The organism is Pseudomonas sp. H2_A10 (assembly GCF_054680085.1).
The window spans coordinates 4,988,101-5,002,695 of the sequence record NZ_CP162821.1 but is presented as its reverse complement, the minus strand read 5'-3'; the positions used below and the strand labels follow the sequence as shown (position 1 = coordinate 5,002,695).

Annotated in this window: 6 protein-coding genes, 2 tRNA genes, 3 rRNA genes and 1 pseudogene; 10 read left to right on the top strand and 2 right to left on the bottom strand. The window is 56.8% G+C overall.

All coding sequences use genetic code 11. From position 1 onward, the window contains the following. Nucleotide 1 precedes the first annotated feature (1 nt). The 6 genes from AB4O23_RS23125 to mrdA all read left to right on the top strand — a co-directional run bounded on the left by AB4O23_RS23125 (nucleotide 2) and on the right by mrdA (nucleotide 7,325). Nucleotides 2–1,538: ribosomal RNA gene (locus AB4O23_RS23125) — 16S ribosomal RNA — on the top strand. 82 nt (nucleotides 1,539–1,620) lie between these two features. Next, nucleotides 1,621–1,697: transfer RNA gene (locus tag AB4O23_RS23120), tRNA-Ile, on the top strand. 30 nt (nucleotides 1,698–1,727) lie between these two features. Beyond that, a tRNA-Ala gene (locus AB4O23_RS23115) sits at nucleotides 1,728–1,803 on the top strand. A 234-nt stretch (nucleotides 1,804–2,037) separates the two neighbouring features. After that, nucleotides 2,038–4,929: ribosomal RNA gene (locus AB4O23_RS23110) — 23S ribosomal RNA — on the top strand. A 157-nt stretch (nucleotides 4,930–5,086) separates the two neighbouring features. Beyond that, nucleotides 5,087–5,202, top strand: a 5S ribosomal RNA gene (gene rrf, locus AB4O23_RS23105). Together the 16S, 23S and 5S rRNA genes with 2 tRNA genes alongside form the textbook arrangement of a ribosomal RNA operon. A gap of 230 nt (nucleotides 5,203–5,432) precedes the next feature. Next, the gene (gene mrdA / locus AB4O23_RS23100) at nucleotides 5,433–7,325 is read left to right on the top strand and encodes a penicillin-binding protein 2 (protein ID WP_460150272.1); all 1,893 of its coding nucleotides are present in this window, start codon (nucleotides 5,433–5,435) and stop codon (nucleotides 7,323–7,325) included. Between the two features lies 1 nt (nucleotide 7,326). On the opposite strand, the gene AB4O23_RS23095 is transcribed toward mrdA, so the two are convergent. Next, a complete protein-coding gene (locus AB4O23_RS23095; protein ID WP_032883631.1) occupies nucleotides 7,327–7,728 on the bottom strand; it encodes a GFA family protein in 402 nt (133 codons plus the stop codon). Between the two features lie 97 nt (nucleotides 7,729–7,825). Here AB4O23_RS23095 and AB4O23_RS23090 point away from each other — a divergent pair, with 97 nt between their 5' ends. From AB4O23_RS23090 to AB4O23_RS23075, 4 genes and pseudogenes are all read left to right on the top strand, one after another. Next, nucleotides 7,826–8,317: an SRPBCC family protein gene (locus AB4O23_RS23090; protein ID WP_017530701.1), complete on the top strand. Its 492-nt coding sequence runs from the start codon at nucleotides 7,826–7,828 to the stop codon at nucleotides 8,315–8,317. 184 nt (nucleotides 8,318–8,501) lie between these two features. Next, a complete protein-coding gene (locus tag AB4O23_RS23085; protein WP_068931620.1) occupies nucleotides 8,502–10,859 on the top strand; it encodes a DNA polymerase II in 2,358 nt (785 codons plus the stop codon). 120 nt (nucleotides 10,860–10,979) lie between these two features. Continuing rightward, a pseudogene (locus AB4O23_RS23080) lies at nucleotides 10,980–11,237 on the top strand (glutathione S-transferase); the annotation flags it as partial. Nucleotides 11,238–11,400: 163 nt separating this feature from the next. Next, nucleotides 11,401–11,982: a DUF4174 domain-containing protein gene (locus tag AB4O23_RS23075; protein ID WP_017526714.1), complete on the top strand. Its 582-nt coding sequence runs from the start codon at nucleotides 11,401–11,403 to the stop codon at nucleotides 11,980–11,982. A gap of 56 nt (nucleotides 11,983–12,038) precedes the next feature. Here AB4O23_RS23075 and AB4O23_RS23070 read toward each other — a convergent pair whose 3' ends face one another. Next, nucleotides 12,039–14,525 (bottom strand): TonB-dependent siderophore receptor, encoded by a 2,487-nt coding sequence (locus AB4O23_RS23070; RefSeq protein ID WP_017526715.1) that lies wholly within the window; start codon nucleotides 14,523–14,525, stop codon nucleotides 12,039–12,041. Between the last annotated feature and the right edge of the window lie 70 nt (nucleotides 14,526–14,595).

The following is a 14,595-nucleotide window of genomic DNA, read 5'->3' as shown; positions in this document are numbered from 1 at the left end:
TGAACTGAAGAGTTTGATCATGGCTCAGATTGAACGCTGGCGGCAGGCCTAACACATGCAAGTCGAGCGGTAGAGAGAAGCTTGCTTCTCTTGAGAGCGGCGGACGGGTGAGTAATGCCTAGGAATCTGCCTGGTAGTGGGGGATAACGTTCGGAAACGGACGCTAATACCGCATACGTCCTACGGGAGAAAGCAGGGGACCTTCGGGCCTTGCGCTATCAGATGAGCCTAGGTCGGATTAGCTAGTTGGTGAGGTAATGGCTCACCAAGGCGACGATCCGTAACTGGTCTGAGAGGATGATCAGTCACACTGGAACTGAGACACGGTCCAGACTCCTACGGGAGGCAGCAGTGGGGAATATTGGACAATGGGCGAAAGCCTGATCCAGCCATGCCGCGTGTGTGAAGAAGGTCTTCGGATTGTAAAGCACTTTAAGTTGGGAGGAAGGGCAGTTACCTAATACGTGATTGTTTTGACGTTACCGACAGAATAAGCACCGGCTAACTCTGTGCCAGCAGCCGCGGTAATACAGAGGGTGCAAGCGTTAATCGGAATTACTGGGCGTAAAGCGCGCGTAGGTGGTTTGTTAAGTTGGATGTGAAATCCCCGGGCTCAACCTGGGAACTGCATTCAAAACTGACTGACTAGAGTATGGTAGAGGGTGGTGGAATTTCCTGTGTAGCGGTGAAATGCGTAGATATAGGAAGGAACACCAGTGGCGAAGGCGACCACCTGGACTGATACTGACACTGAGGTGCGAAAGCGTGGGGAGCAAACAGGATTAGATACCCTGGTAGTCCACGCCGTAAACGATGTCAACTAGCCGTTGGGAGCCTTGAGCTCTTAGTGGCGCAGCTAACGCATTAAGTTGACCGCCTGGGGAGTACGGCCGCAAGGTTAAAACTCAAATGAATTGACGGGGGCCCGCACAAGCGGTGGAGCATGTGGTTTAATTCGAAGCAACGCGAAGAACCTTACCAGGCCTTGACATCCAATGAACTTTCTAGAGATAGATTGGTGCCTTCGGGAACATTGAGACAGGTGCTGCATGGCTGTCGTCAGCTCGTGTCGTGAGATGTTGGGTTAAGTCCCGTAACGAGCGCAACCCTTGTCCTTAGTTACCAGCACGTCATGGTGGGCACTCTAAGGAGACTGCCGGTGACAAACCGGAGGAAGGTGGGGATGACGTCAAGTCATCATGGCCCTTACGGCCTGGGCTACACACGTGCTACAATGGTCGGTACAGAGGGTTGCCAAGCCGCGAGGTGGAGCTAATCCCATAAAACCGATCGTAGTCCGGATCGCAGTCTGCAACTCGACTGCGTGAAGTCGGAATCGCTAGTAATCGCGAATCAGAATGTCGCGGTGAATACGTTCCCGGGCCTTGTACACACCGCCCGTCACACCATGGGAGTGGGTTGCACCAGAAGTAGCTAGTCTAACCTTCGGGAGGACGGTTACCACGGTGTGATTCATGACTGGGGTGAAGTCGTAACAAGGTAGCCGTAGGGGAACCTGCGGCTGGATCACCTCCTTAATCGACGACATCAGCTGCTCCATAAGTTCCCACACGAATTGCTTGATTCATTGAAGAAGACGATAAGAAGCAGCCCGAAATTGGGTCTGTAGCTCAGTTGGTTAGAGCGCACCCCTGATAAGGGTGAGGTCGGCAGTTCGAATCTGCCCAGACCCACCAATTTTGTGTGGGAAACGCCTGTAGAAATATGGGGCCATAGCTCAGCTGGGAGAGCGCCTGCCTTGCACGCAGGAGGTCAACGGTTCGATCCCGTTTGGCTCCACCACTACTGCTTCTGACGTATGAAAGCTTAGAAATGAGCATTCCATCCTAGCGATGGTGAATGTTGATTTCTAGTCTTTGATTAGATCGTTCTTTAAAAATTTGGGTATGTGATAGAAAGATAGACTGAACGTTACTTTCACTGGTAACGGATCAGGCTAAGGTAAAATTTGTGAGTGATTACAGATTTTCGGCGAATGTCGTCTTCACAGTATAACCAGATTGCTTGGGGTTATATGGTCAAGTGAAGAAGCGCATACGGTGGATGCCTTGGCAGTCAGAGGCGATGAAAGACGTGGTAGCCTGCGAAAAGCTTCGGGGAGTCGGCAAACAGACTTTGATCCGGAGATGTCTGAATGGGGGAACCCAGCCATCATAAGATGGTTATCTTGTACTGAATACATAGGTGCAAGAGGCGAACCAGGGGAACTGAAACATCTAAGTACCCTGAGGAAAAGAAATCAACCGAGATTCCCTTAGTAGTGGCGAGCGAACGGGGACTAGCCCTTAAGTGGCTTTGAGATTAGCGGAACGCTCTGGAAAGTGCGGCCATAGTGGGTGATAGCCCTGTACGCGAAAATCTCTTAGTCATGAAATCGAGTAGGACGGAGCACGAGAAACTTTGTCTGAATATGGGGGGACCATCCTCCAAGGCTAAATACTACTGACTGACCGATAGTGAACTAGTACCGTGAGGGAAAGGCGAAAAGAACCCCGGAGAGGGGAGTGAAATAGATCCTGAAACCGTATGCGTACAAGCAGTGGGAGCCCACTTTGTTGGGTGACTGCGTACCTTTTGTATAATGGGTCAGCGACTTATTTTCAGTGGCGAGCTTAACCGAATAGGGGAGGCGTAGCGAAAGCGAGTCTTAATAGGGCGTCTAGTCGCTGGGAATAGACCCGAAACCGGGCGATCTATCCATGGGCAGGTTGAAGGTTGGGTAACACTAACTGGAGGACCGAACCGACTACCGTTGAAAAGTTAGCGGATGACCTGTGGATCGGAGTGAAAGGCTAATCAAGCTCGGAGATAGCTGGTTCTCCTCGAAAGCTATTTAGGTAGCGCCTCATGTATCACTGTAGGGGGTAGAGCACTGTTTCGGCTAGGGGGTCATCCCGACTTACCAAACCGATGCAAACTCCGAATACCTACAAGTGCCGAGCATGGGAGACACACGGCGGGTGCTAACGTCCGTCGTGAAAAGGGAAACAACCCAGACCGTCAGCTAAGGTCCCAAAGTTATGGTTAAGTGGGAAACGATGTGGGAAGGCTTAGACAGCTAGGAGGTTGGCTTAGAAGCAGCCACCCTTTAAAGAAAGCGTAATAGCTCACTAGTCGAGTCGGCCTGCGCGGAAGATGTAACGGGGCTCAAACCATACACCGAAGCTACGGGTATCACGTAAGTGATGCGGTAGAGGAGCGTTCTGTAAGCCTGTGAAGGTGAGTTGAGAAGCTTGCTGGAGGTATCAGAAGTGCGAATGCTGACATGAGTAACGACAATGGGTGTGAAAAACACCCACGCCGAAAGACCAAGGTTTCCTGCGCAACGTTAATCGACGCAGGGTTAGTCGGTCCCTAAGGCGAGGCTGAAAAGCGTAGTCGATGGAAAACAGGTTAATATTCCTGTACTTCTGGTTATTGCGATGGAGGGACGGAGAAGGCTAGGCCAGCTTGGCGTTGGTTGTCCAAGTTTAAGGTGGTAGGCTGGAATCTTAGGTAAATCCGGGATTCTAAGGCCGAGAGCTGATGACGAGCTAACTTTTAGTTAGCGAAGTGGTTGATGCCATGCTTCCAAGAAAAGCTTCTAAGCTTCAGGTAACCAGGAACCGTACCCCAAACCGACACAGGTGGTTGGGTAGAGAATACCAAGGCGCTTGAGAGAACTCGGGTGAAGGAACTAGGCAAAATGGCACCGTAACTTCGGGAGAAGGTGCGCCGGTGAGGGTGAAGGACTTGCTCCGTAAGCCCATGCCGGTCGAAGATACCAGGCCGCTGCGACTGTTTATTAAAAACACAGCACTCTGCAAACACGAAAGTGGACGTATAGGGTGTGACGCCTGCCCGGTGCCGGAAGGTTAATTGATGGGGTTAGCTAACGCGAAGCTCTTGATCGAAGCCCCGGTAAACGGCGGCCGTAACTATAACGGTCCTAAGGTAGCGAAATTCCTTGTCGGGTAAGTTCCGACCTGCACGAATGGCGTAACGATGGCGGCGCTGTCTCCACCCGAGACTCAGTGAAATTGAAATCGCTGTGAAGATGCAGTGTATCCGCGGCTAGACGGAAAGACCCCGTGAACCTTTACTATAGCTTTGCACTGGACTTTGAATTTGCTTGTGTAGGATAGGTGGGAGGCTTTGAAGCGTGGACGCCAGTCTGCGTGGAGCCAACCTTGAAATACCACCCTGGCAACTTTGAGGTTCTAACTCAGGTCCGTTATCCGGATCGAGGACAGTGTATGGTGGGTAGTTTGACTGGGGCGGTCTCCTCCTAAAGAGTAACGGAGGAGTACGAAGGTGCGCTCAGACCGGTCGGAAATCGGTCGTAGAGTATAAAGGCAAAAGCGCGCTTGACTGCGAGACAGACACGTCGAGCAGGTACGAAAGTAGGTCTTAGTGATCCGGTGGTTCTGTATGGAAGGGCCATCGCTCAACGGATAAAAGGTACTCCGGGGATAACAGGCTGATACCGCCCAAGAGTTCATATCGACGGCGGTGTTTGGCACCTCGATGTCGGCTCATCACATCCTGGGGCTGAAGCCGGTCCCAAGGGTATGGCTGTTCGCCATTTAAAGTGGTACGCGAGCTGGGTTTAGAACGTCGTGAGACAGTTCGGTCCCTATCTGCCGTGGACGTTTGAGATTTGAGAGGGGCTGCTCCTAGTACGAGAGGACCGGAGTGGACGAACCTCTGGTGTTCCGGTTGTCACGCCAGTGGCATTGCCGGGTAGCTATGTTCGGAATAGATAACCGCTGAAAGCATCTAAGCGGGAAACTAGCCTCAAGATGAGATCTCACTGGAACCTTGAGTTCCCTGAAGGGCCGTCGAAGACTACGACGTTGATAGGTTGGGTGTGTAAGCGCTGTGAGGCGTTGAGCTAACCAATACTAATTGCCCGTGAGGCTTGACCATATAACACCCAAGCAATTTGACTACTCGAAAGAGCATCAGATTGCGGTGTGTGAAGACGAAACGAACCGAAAGTTTGTAACTCACAAAACACCGACTGCTGTCACATACCCAATTTGCTGAAGCGAGGCCATCTGGTCACGAGTCAGTACCCGAATTTCTTGACGACCATAGAGCATTGGAACCACCTGATCCCATCCCGAACTCAGCAGTGAAACGATGCATCGCCGATGGTAGTGTGGGGTTTCCCCATGTGAGAGTAGGTCATCGTCAAGATTAAATTCCGAAACCCCATTTGCGAAAGCAGATGGGGTTTCGTTTTGGGCGCTCGGAAAGTGCAAGAAGCTCGTGCAACCATCCTGACAAAAAAGATTTTTCAACATGCCATTGGGGGAAAACGATGCAAAGTGTTTCTGCATTTTTGGTATGGTGCAGCACATTTTCACAAGGACTGATTTTTATCCGCAGGATGCGGCGTCGACCTTCTTCAAAGAGATGCTGTAGAAATGCCTGAGCCGATACCGATCAAAGATCACGAAAAAGAGAACCGCCTGGTCAATAAGCGCCTTCTTGCCTGCGCGCTGTTGGTGGTCAGCATCACTTGCGCGTTGGTAGGGCGCATGTATTTTCTGCAAGTGGTGCAGTTCGATTATCACTCCACGATTTCCGAAAACAACCGTGTACACGTGTTGCCCATCACGCCGACGCGTGGGCTGATCTACGACCGCAACGGCGTAGTACTGGTCGACAACCGCCCTAGTTACAATCTGACCATCACCCGGGAGCGCACCACCGATCTCAAAGGTGAGCTCGACGCCATCGTCAACTTGCTGCACCTGCCCGTCGAAGACCGCGCCATATTTGACAAGGCCTTGAAGCAGGCACGCCATCCCTTCGTCCCAGTGACGTTATTTTATGAGTTGACAGAGGAGCAAATCGCATTGCTGGCGGTGAACGAATTCCGTCTACCAGGCGTGGATGTCGAACCGCAATTCGTCCGTCACTACCCACTGGGCGCTCACTTTGCTCACTCGATCGGCTATGTAGGACGGATCAATGAGAAAGAATCCAAGGCTCTCGATTCAGTGGAGTATCGTGGCACGCAATCCATCGGCAAGACCGGCATCGAGCGTTTCTACGAGTCCGAGTTGCACGGCCATGTGGGTTATGAAGAGGTCGAAACCAATGCCCAAGGTCGGGTACTGCGGGTGCTCAAACACACAGACCCGACCCCTGGTAAAAACATTGTCTTGAGTCTTGACGTAAAACTTCAGGAAGCGGCCGAGCAAGCCCTGGGTGATCGCCGTGGCTCGGTGGTCGCCCTCGACCCACAGACCGGCGAAGTGCTGGCCATGGTCAGCAAGCCGAGTTTCGACCCCAACCTCTTCGTCACTGGCATCAGCTTCAAGGAATATGCTGCATTGCATGACTCCATTGACCGACCGCTGTTCAATCGTGTCCTTAGAGGCCTGTACGCACCGGGCTCGACCATCAAGCCAGAGGTGGCCATTGCCGGGCTCGACAGCGGTGTAGTCACCGCTCAGACACGCGTGTTCGACCCCGGATACTATCAACTGCCCGACTTTGACCATAAATACCGCAATTGGAATCACAGCGGCGACGGTTGGGTGGATATGGACGCCGCCATCATGCGTTCCAACGATACCTACTTTTATGACCTAGCCCACAAACTGGGCATTGATCGCTTGCACGACTACTTGGCCGAATTCGGTCTTGGCCAGAAAGTGTCCCTGGATATGTTCGAGGAATCGGCTGGTTTGATGCCATCCCAGGCCTGGAAACGTGCCACGCGTCGTCAGCCCTGGTTCCCGGGCGAAACGGTGATCCTTGGCATCGGCCAGGGCTACATGCAGGTTACGCCGTTGCAACTGGCCCAGGCCACCGCACTGATCGCCAATAAAGGCGTGTGGAACCGACCGCATCTGGCGAAGACCATCAACGGCGAGCCACCGGTGGACGAAAACCCCATGCCGAACGTTGTCCTGAAGGACCCGCATGACTGGGAGCAGGTCAACCACGGTATGCAATTGGTCATGCATGACCCCCGTGGAATTGCACGGGCGGCAGCGCAAGGTGCGCAATACCGCATCGCCGGCAAGAGCGGTACCGCGCAGGTGGTGGCGATCAAGCAGGGCGAGCGCTACAACCGTGAGAAGACGCTGGAACGCCATCGCGATAATGCCCTGTTCGTGGGTTTCGCACCCGCTGAGCATCCGAAGATCGTGATCTCGGTGATGATCGAAAACGGCGAAGCCGGTGGTCGTGTCGCCGGGCCCGTGGTACGGCAGATCATGGACGCCTGGTTACTTGACCAGGAAGGCCACCTGAAGCCGCAATACGCGACGCCGGCAAAAGCCCCAGGGGATCCGCACGTTTAAGTCATACCTGCCCCTCGCCCCAGTGCTCGATGCCTTCATGGGCAAGCCATGGCACATCGTGTGCCGTCCAGATGTGCGAGGTAGGCTTGACGCCTGGATCATCATCCAGCGTCGCCACCCGCACAATCACATGGGGCTGATGCCCACGTTCCGCCATCAGATGTGAGCCGCAACGCGAGCAGAAATGCCTGAATTTTCCAGGGGAAGATTCAAATGACGACAACAACTCCTCCCCCTGCGTCCAGCGAAAATGTTCACGCATCACCCCGGCGGTTGCGACAAATGGCGCCGCATGTACTTTGCGGCAAGTGGAACAGTGGCAGTGGCTGATGAGCATATCCAGGCGGCTTATCTGGTAGTGCACGCCTTTGCAGAAGCAACTTCCATTCAATGGGTCAGTCATAACGTATTGCCGGTTCAAGGACGGGGCATCATCATTGCTTACAACCTCAGGTTGCGCATTATTTGATGTCGCCTACTGTCAATGAAGGAGGTGACTTATGCACGTATTAGATCGCATAGAGCGAAAAGTCCTGCTCAAGGCTTCACGTAAACAAGTATGGGAAGCACTGACCAACGCCGAGCAATTCGGCACCTGGTTCGGCATTGCTCTCAAGGGCAAAACCTTTGTCGCGGGAGATACCATTGAGGCGCCGATTACTTACCCCGGTTACGAGCACGTAATCTGGAAGGTCAAAATCGAACGCATCCTGCCGCAAACACTGTTCTCTTTCCGGTGGCATCCCTTCGCGGTGGAGGAGGGCGTCGACTACGACATCGAAACCCCGACCTTGGTTGAGTTCACAATTGAGGACCGCGCGCCGGGCATTCTGCTACGGGTGATGGAGTCGGGTTTCGACAGGGTGCCTGAAGCTCGTCGGAAAAAGGCATTCAAGATGAACTCACGTGGCTGGGATGAACAAATGGGCAATATCGAAAACTATCTGAACGAAGCCCCAAGGCGCGACCCACAAAGTGGGCATCATCACTGATGCCCATCCGTGTTATCCCCAACGCTCAAGCACGCTTCTTTTTTGAAGGCGGTACGCACCAGAGCTGACCGCTTTGGACGTACAACGACATGCAACAAATTTTGCAGTTTGCGGTTTACCCGCCGCGTTTGGGCAGATGCCGCGTAGAATCACTGCCTGAAAGCGATTCTTGAGGTGCGGCACGGTGGATTTACAGCAGGGGTTTGTCCTGACCCGGCATTGGCGCGACACCCCGGCGGGCACGGAGGTCAGTTTCTGGCTGGCCACCGACCAGGGGCCACGGTACATCCGCCTACCTGTGCAGACCTCGGTGATGTTTATCCCCGAGGCTCATCGCAAACCGCTCGATTGGCTGCTCAAGGGCGAGCGCGATATCGAGTTGCGCCCGCTGCAGTTGTGCGATTTCCATCACCGTCCGGTTCTGGGCCTGTACACCCGCCAGCACCGTCAGTTGATGGATGTGGAAAAGCGCCTGCGTGCCGCCGGTGTCGACGTTTACGAAGCTGACGTGCGCCCGCCGGAGCGCTACATGATGGAGCGCTTCATCACCGCTCCGGTTTGGTTTGGTGGTACGCCTGATGCGGCGGGCACCCTATGCGATGCGCAGATGAAACCCGCCCCCGAATACCGCCCTCCGCTCAAACTGGTCTCCCTGGACATTGAAACCACTGCCCAGGGCGACCTGTATTCCATTGCGCTCGAAGGCTGCGGTGAGCGCCAGGTCTACATGCTCGGCCCACCCAACCAAACCACCGCGGTAGATTTCAAGCTCGACTACTGCGATACCCGCGCCCAATTGCTCGAACGCCTCAACCAATGGCTCGCCACCTTTGACCCCGATGCGATCATCGGCTGGAACGTGGTGCAATTTGACCTGCGGGTGCTGCATGAACATGCCCAACGTCTCAAGGTGCCGCTCATGCTCGGGCGTGGTGACGAGCCGATGGCCTGGCGCGAGCATGGCAGCCGCAACCATTATTTCGCGGCAGCGGCGGGGCGTTTGATCATTGACGGTATCGAGGCGCTGCGTTCGGCCACTTGGAGCTTCGAATCCTTCAGCCTGGAAAACGTCGCGCAGACTCTACTCGGTGAAGGCAAGGACATCTCCACACCGTATCAGCGCATGGATGAAATCAACCGCATGTTCGCCGAGGACAAGCCCGCCCTGGCGCGTTACAACCTCAAGGACTGCGAGCTGGTCACGCGCATTTTCGAAAAGACCGACCTGCTCAAGTTCCTGTTGGAGCGGGCCAGCGTCACCGGCCTGCCGGCCGACCGCAACGGTGGCTCGGTTGCTGCGTTCACCCACTTGTACATGCCGCTGATGCACCGCCAGGGCTTCGTCGCCCCCAACCTGGGCGACAAACCTCCCGAGGCCAGCCCAGGCGGGTTTGTCATGGACTCACGCCCCGGCCTCTACGAATCTGTGCTGGTGCTCGATTACAAAAGCCTTTACCCGTCGATCATCCGCAGCTTCCTGATCGACCCGGTTGGCCTGATCGAAGGCCTCAAGCACCCCGATGACAGCGACTCGGTGGAAGGCTTTCGTGGTGCACGCTTTTCCCGCACGCGACACTGCCTGCCGTCCATCGTCGCGGGGGTGTCCGAAGGCCGTGAAGTGGCCAAGCGCGAACACAACGCGCCGCTGTCCCAAGCCCTGAAAATCATCATGAACGCCTTCTACGGCGTACTCGGTTCCAGCGGTTGCCGGTTTTTCGATACACGTCTGGCATCGTCGATCACGATGCGCGGCCACCAGATCATGCGCCAGACTCGCCAATTGGTTGAAGCCCAGGGCCATGAAGTGATCTACGGTGATACCGACTCCACTTTCGTCTGGCTCGGCAGCGCCCATTCCCAGGAAGACGCCAGCCGCATCGGCCAGGCGTTGGTCAAGCACGTCAACGACTGGTGGCGTGAGCACCTGCAAACGGCGTTCGGCCTGCAAAGTGCCCTGGAACTTCAATACGAAACCCACTTCACACGCTTTCTCATGCCCACCATTCGTGGCGCGGAGGAGGGCAGCAAAAAACGCTACGCCGGGCTGGTCACCCGTGCCGATGGCAGCGAAGAAATGATCTACAAAGGCCTGGAAGCCGTGCGCAGTGACTGGTCGCCCCTGGCCCGGCGATTCCAGCAGGAACTCTACCAGCGCATCTTCCACCGCCAGCCCCACCAGGACTACATCCGCGACTATGTGCGTCGAACCCTGAGCGGTGAATTCGACGAGCTGCTGATCTACCGCAAGCGCCTGCGCCGCCAATTAAACGACTACGAACGCAACGTGCCGCCTCATGTGCGCGCTGCACGCCTGGCCGATGAATATAACGATCGACTGGGGCGCCCGCGCCAGTACCAACGCGGTGGCTGGATCAGCTATGTGATCAGCGTCAACGGCCCCGAACCCCTGGAAGTGCGCCAAGCACCCATCGACTACGACCACTACGTCACCCGCCAATTGCAGCCGGTGGCCGACGCGATCCTGCCGTTCGTGAATGACGACTTTGGCACGCTGGTCGGGGGGCAAATGGGCTTGTTCTAGAACGCTTGCGTCGTGATGCCAAGGCGCAGCATTGTTGTCATTGGTGATGATTATCCGGAGGAACGCCCAATGTACACGCTCGATGGCACGGGCAAGTCTGGCTCTTGCATGAAGGCGCGGTTGGCCTCGGGCACGCGCCGTTACCTGCACCAAGCCAGGGTGGTATTTGCCGATCAGTTCGCCGGGCAATTGTTTGCCGCCCGCGGTCAGCCGAATGCCTTGGGCATCATGGCGGCAGCGGTGTCGCGCTGGGATGAGGCGCGGGAGGCGTTGAGCGCCGTGGCGCCAGCCTTTGCCAAAACCCTGTCGCAGGGGGATGCCGACCCTATCGTGGCGCCCGTATTTGCACGGCATTGGCCGCAGTGGGAGGTCTTGTAATGTTTCCGCAATCAGAGGAAACAATCACCGCCGTGCCCCGCGCCCCTTGCGTAGTGGGCGCCCTGACCTACGCTTTCTTAAAGTTGTGTAGGAATCATCCTTGAATTTGGCTGTCGCAGACATGAAACTCAAGAACCCTGCATGGAATTCAAAGGAGGTGCGCATGCTCATCCGGTCGCTGACCCTGGCTACCTTGATGGCTTTTACGGGGCCGCTGTTGGCTGCTGATGATAATCCGCTGAAGCAGGACATGGGCAAGGCCCGCCCGCTGGTGGTAGTGGAACTCGATGCGGGTAACCCCACGTTGACGACGCTGAAAAAACAGCTGGAAGAACCTGCGACCAAACAGTCCTTTGAAGAGCGCAGCATGGTGTTCTACACCGTGAAGTTCGGCAGCATCGGTGCCGAAGGTGAGAAGTTCGCCAAGGACCCCAAGGACAGCAAAAAGCTGACACCGCCGGAAACCAATGCGCTGATTCGCGCCCTCAAACTCGGTGTCGGCAGTGGTACCAAGGTGATCCTGATCGGCAAGGACGGCGAGAAAAAACTCGAGAAGACCGTGCCACCGGATACCCTCGAGCTCAAGGAGTTCTTCAGCGCGATTGATCAGATGCCTATGGCGGAGAAAGAAGCCGCTGCCGCTGCTGAACCCGCGCCGGTCGAGCCCGCTCCGGCCAAGGGTGCAAAACCCGTCAAGCCGGCCAAGCCGGGCGGCAAAGCTGCGCCGCAACCACTGGATGACTGATAGCGCTGACAGGCGAGCAGGGCGCATTGCGCGCCCTGCCACAGGTTTTCGCTGGATCAGAAGTTGCCTTTCAAACTCACCGTAAAGTTACGTGGTTCTCCATAAAAGTTGCCCCAGGAGGCGGTGCCGACGGTGTTGTAATAGGTTTTATCGAACAGGTTGTTGCCGTTGAGCGCCACGGTCCAGGTGTCGTCCATGCGGTAGGCCAGGCGCGCGTTCCACGTTGCGTAACCGGCCTGTTCGAGCTTGATGGTCTGCACGCGGTAGTTGCTGCTCTGGGCATTTACGCCGGTGCCCACGCTCCATTTCGACAGCGCGCCGTCGAGCTGGTAATCGCCCCACAGGCGTAGCATGTGGCGCGGCACATACGTGTTGGAAACACCGCCTTCTTTCGCCACGTCGATGGTATTCAGCGCCTTGGTCTGCGTGTAGGTGTAGCCGCCGAACAGTTGCAGGCGCTCAAGTACCTCACCGCTGATTTCGGCCTCCACGCCTTGGGCGCGCACTTTGCCTTTATCGGTGTAGCAAAAGCCATCGACGGATGTCGCGCATTGGGCGATGTAGTCCGATTCGGCGCCGTTTTTTTCCACGGCACGGAATAGCGCCAGGGAGCCGTTGAGGCGCCCGTCGTACCATTCGCCCTTGATGCCCAGCTCGTAGTTATCGCCGATTTTCGGCTTGAGCGCGGCGCCGTCGACGGTAGCGTAGGAGCTTTGCGGTTGGAAGATATCGGCATAGCTGGCGTACACCGACAGGTGTTCGTCAAGGTCGTAGATCAGCGCTGCGAACGGCGTGACTTCGCCGGTTTCCCGAGTACGCGCATCCTGTACCGCCCATTCTCCCCAGGCCAGGTTGTTGGACGTGCGCCGATTCTCGTACCAGCTTACGCGGCTACCCACGATCAGCATCAACGGTTCGGCCAGGCGCAGGCGCAAGGTGGCGTAGGTGCCGTATTGGGTGGCGGTTTCCTTCACCGTACCGCCGCGATACATGTTTGGCCAGAAGGTACTGTCGGCCGGTTCCGTGAAGTGATGGTCAGGTTGGTAGATGCTCTGGCGCGAAGGCAGGCTCTGGATCGCATACATGTCGTCCTGCGTACCCCGGCTGCCGTTGGCGCCAAGGATCAGTTCGTGCTCCAGGCCGAAGGCTTCGAACTTGCCGTCAAGGTAGGCGTCAAGGCCGAAGTCTTTGTGATCGTAGTCCATCAGCGCGGCATAGGAGCCGGCCGTGGGCGCCGGGTTGCCATAGTTGATGGTGCCTTCGCTGGCGGCATATTTGGTGTCTTGCAGGTTGCGGCTGTGGACTGCCGATACCTTGAGTTTCCAGTCGTCGTTGAACGCGTGGGTCAGGTCGGCAAAAAACGTGGTGCGCTGACTCTGCCAATCGTTCCAGGCTTGGCCCAGGCACGTGGAGCGACTGAGCTTGGCGCTTTTGCCGTCGGCGTAGCGCGGCAGGCCGCCCCAGCAGGGGGTGGCATCGACGTCTTCGTAGCTGGCGCCGACGCCCAGCGTGGTGTCGGGGCTCAGGTCGATATCCAGCGCGCCGTAGAATGCCCGGTCCTGGCGCTTGGCAATATCCATGTAAGAGCCGCGAGTCTGCTGGCTGACGGCCGCACGGCCACGCACGGTGCCGCTGTCATTCAACGGGCCGCCGGTGTCGACCTCGGTGCGGTAGTTGTCCCAGGTGCCGGCGGACAGCGACAGGCTGGTAGTGGGCTTGGCCTGGGGCCGCTTGCGCACGAAGTTCACCGCGCCGCTGGCGGTACCCGCGCCCTTGAGCATCCCGGCCGCGCCTTTGAGCACTTCCACGCGGTCGTAGATCGCCATGTTGGCGCTGAAGCTATCGGCCTGTACGAAGTCCTTGCCCATGTCCAGCGGTACGCCGTCGTACTGGTACTGGCCGAGCATCTTGAAACCACGGGAATAGAAATATTTGCCGCCCATAGGCGATTCATAAGTGGTGATCCCCGGCGTGCGTTCCATGATGTCGTCGATGGTGGTGAGGTGCTGGTCGTCCATCAATTGGCGGGTCAACACACTGACCGATTGCGGTGTTTCCCGCAGGCTATGCTGGCCTTTGCCGATGGTCACTGCGCCCGTGGTGTAGGAACCGGTGCCATCGGTGGTGGCGCCGAGACGCTCGCCAGTGACCATTGTGGCGCCCAGGTTGAGGGCGCCGCTGTCCGCCACCTGCGGCAACAGCAACCAGGTGCTGTTGCTCTGGCGCTGGGCTTGCAGCCCTTGGCCGCGTAACAATTGGCCGAGTGCCTGCTCGCGGTCGAAGCTGCCGCGCAGGCCTGGGCTGGTCTTGCCGGCGATGCTGGTGGCGTCGTACGACAGGCTGATGCCCGCCTGGCGCGCGAACTGGTCCAGCGCACCGGCGAGCGAGCCGGCGGCGATGCTCCAGTCGCGGGCCTGGGTATCACTGCTCGCGGTGTCGGCCATCACGGCCAACGGCGCGGCGCCGCCGCCCAGGCAGGCGCCGAGCAAGGCGGCCTGCACCGCGCGCTTGAGGGAGGAACGTTGGGAGGGGAACGCTTGCATGACCGCGGGATGCTCCTGAAGGAAGTGAACAGAACCGGCCTGTTGATCGGCCTTTCCTTACAGGTCGAGT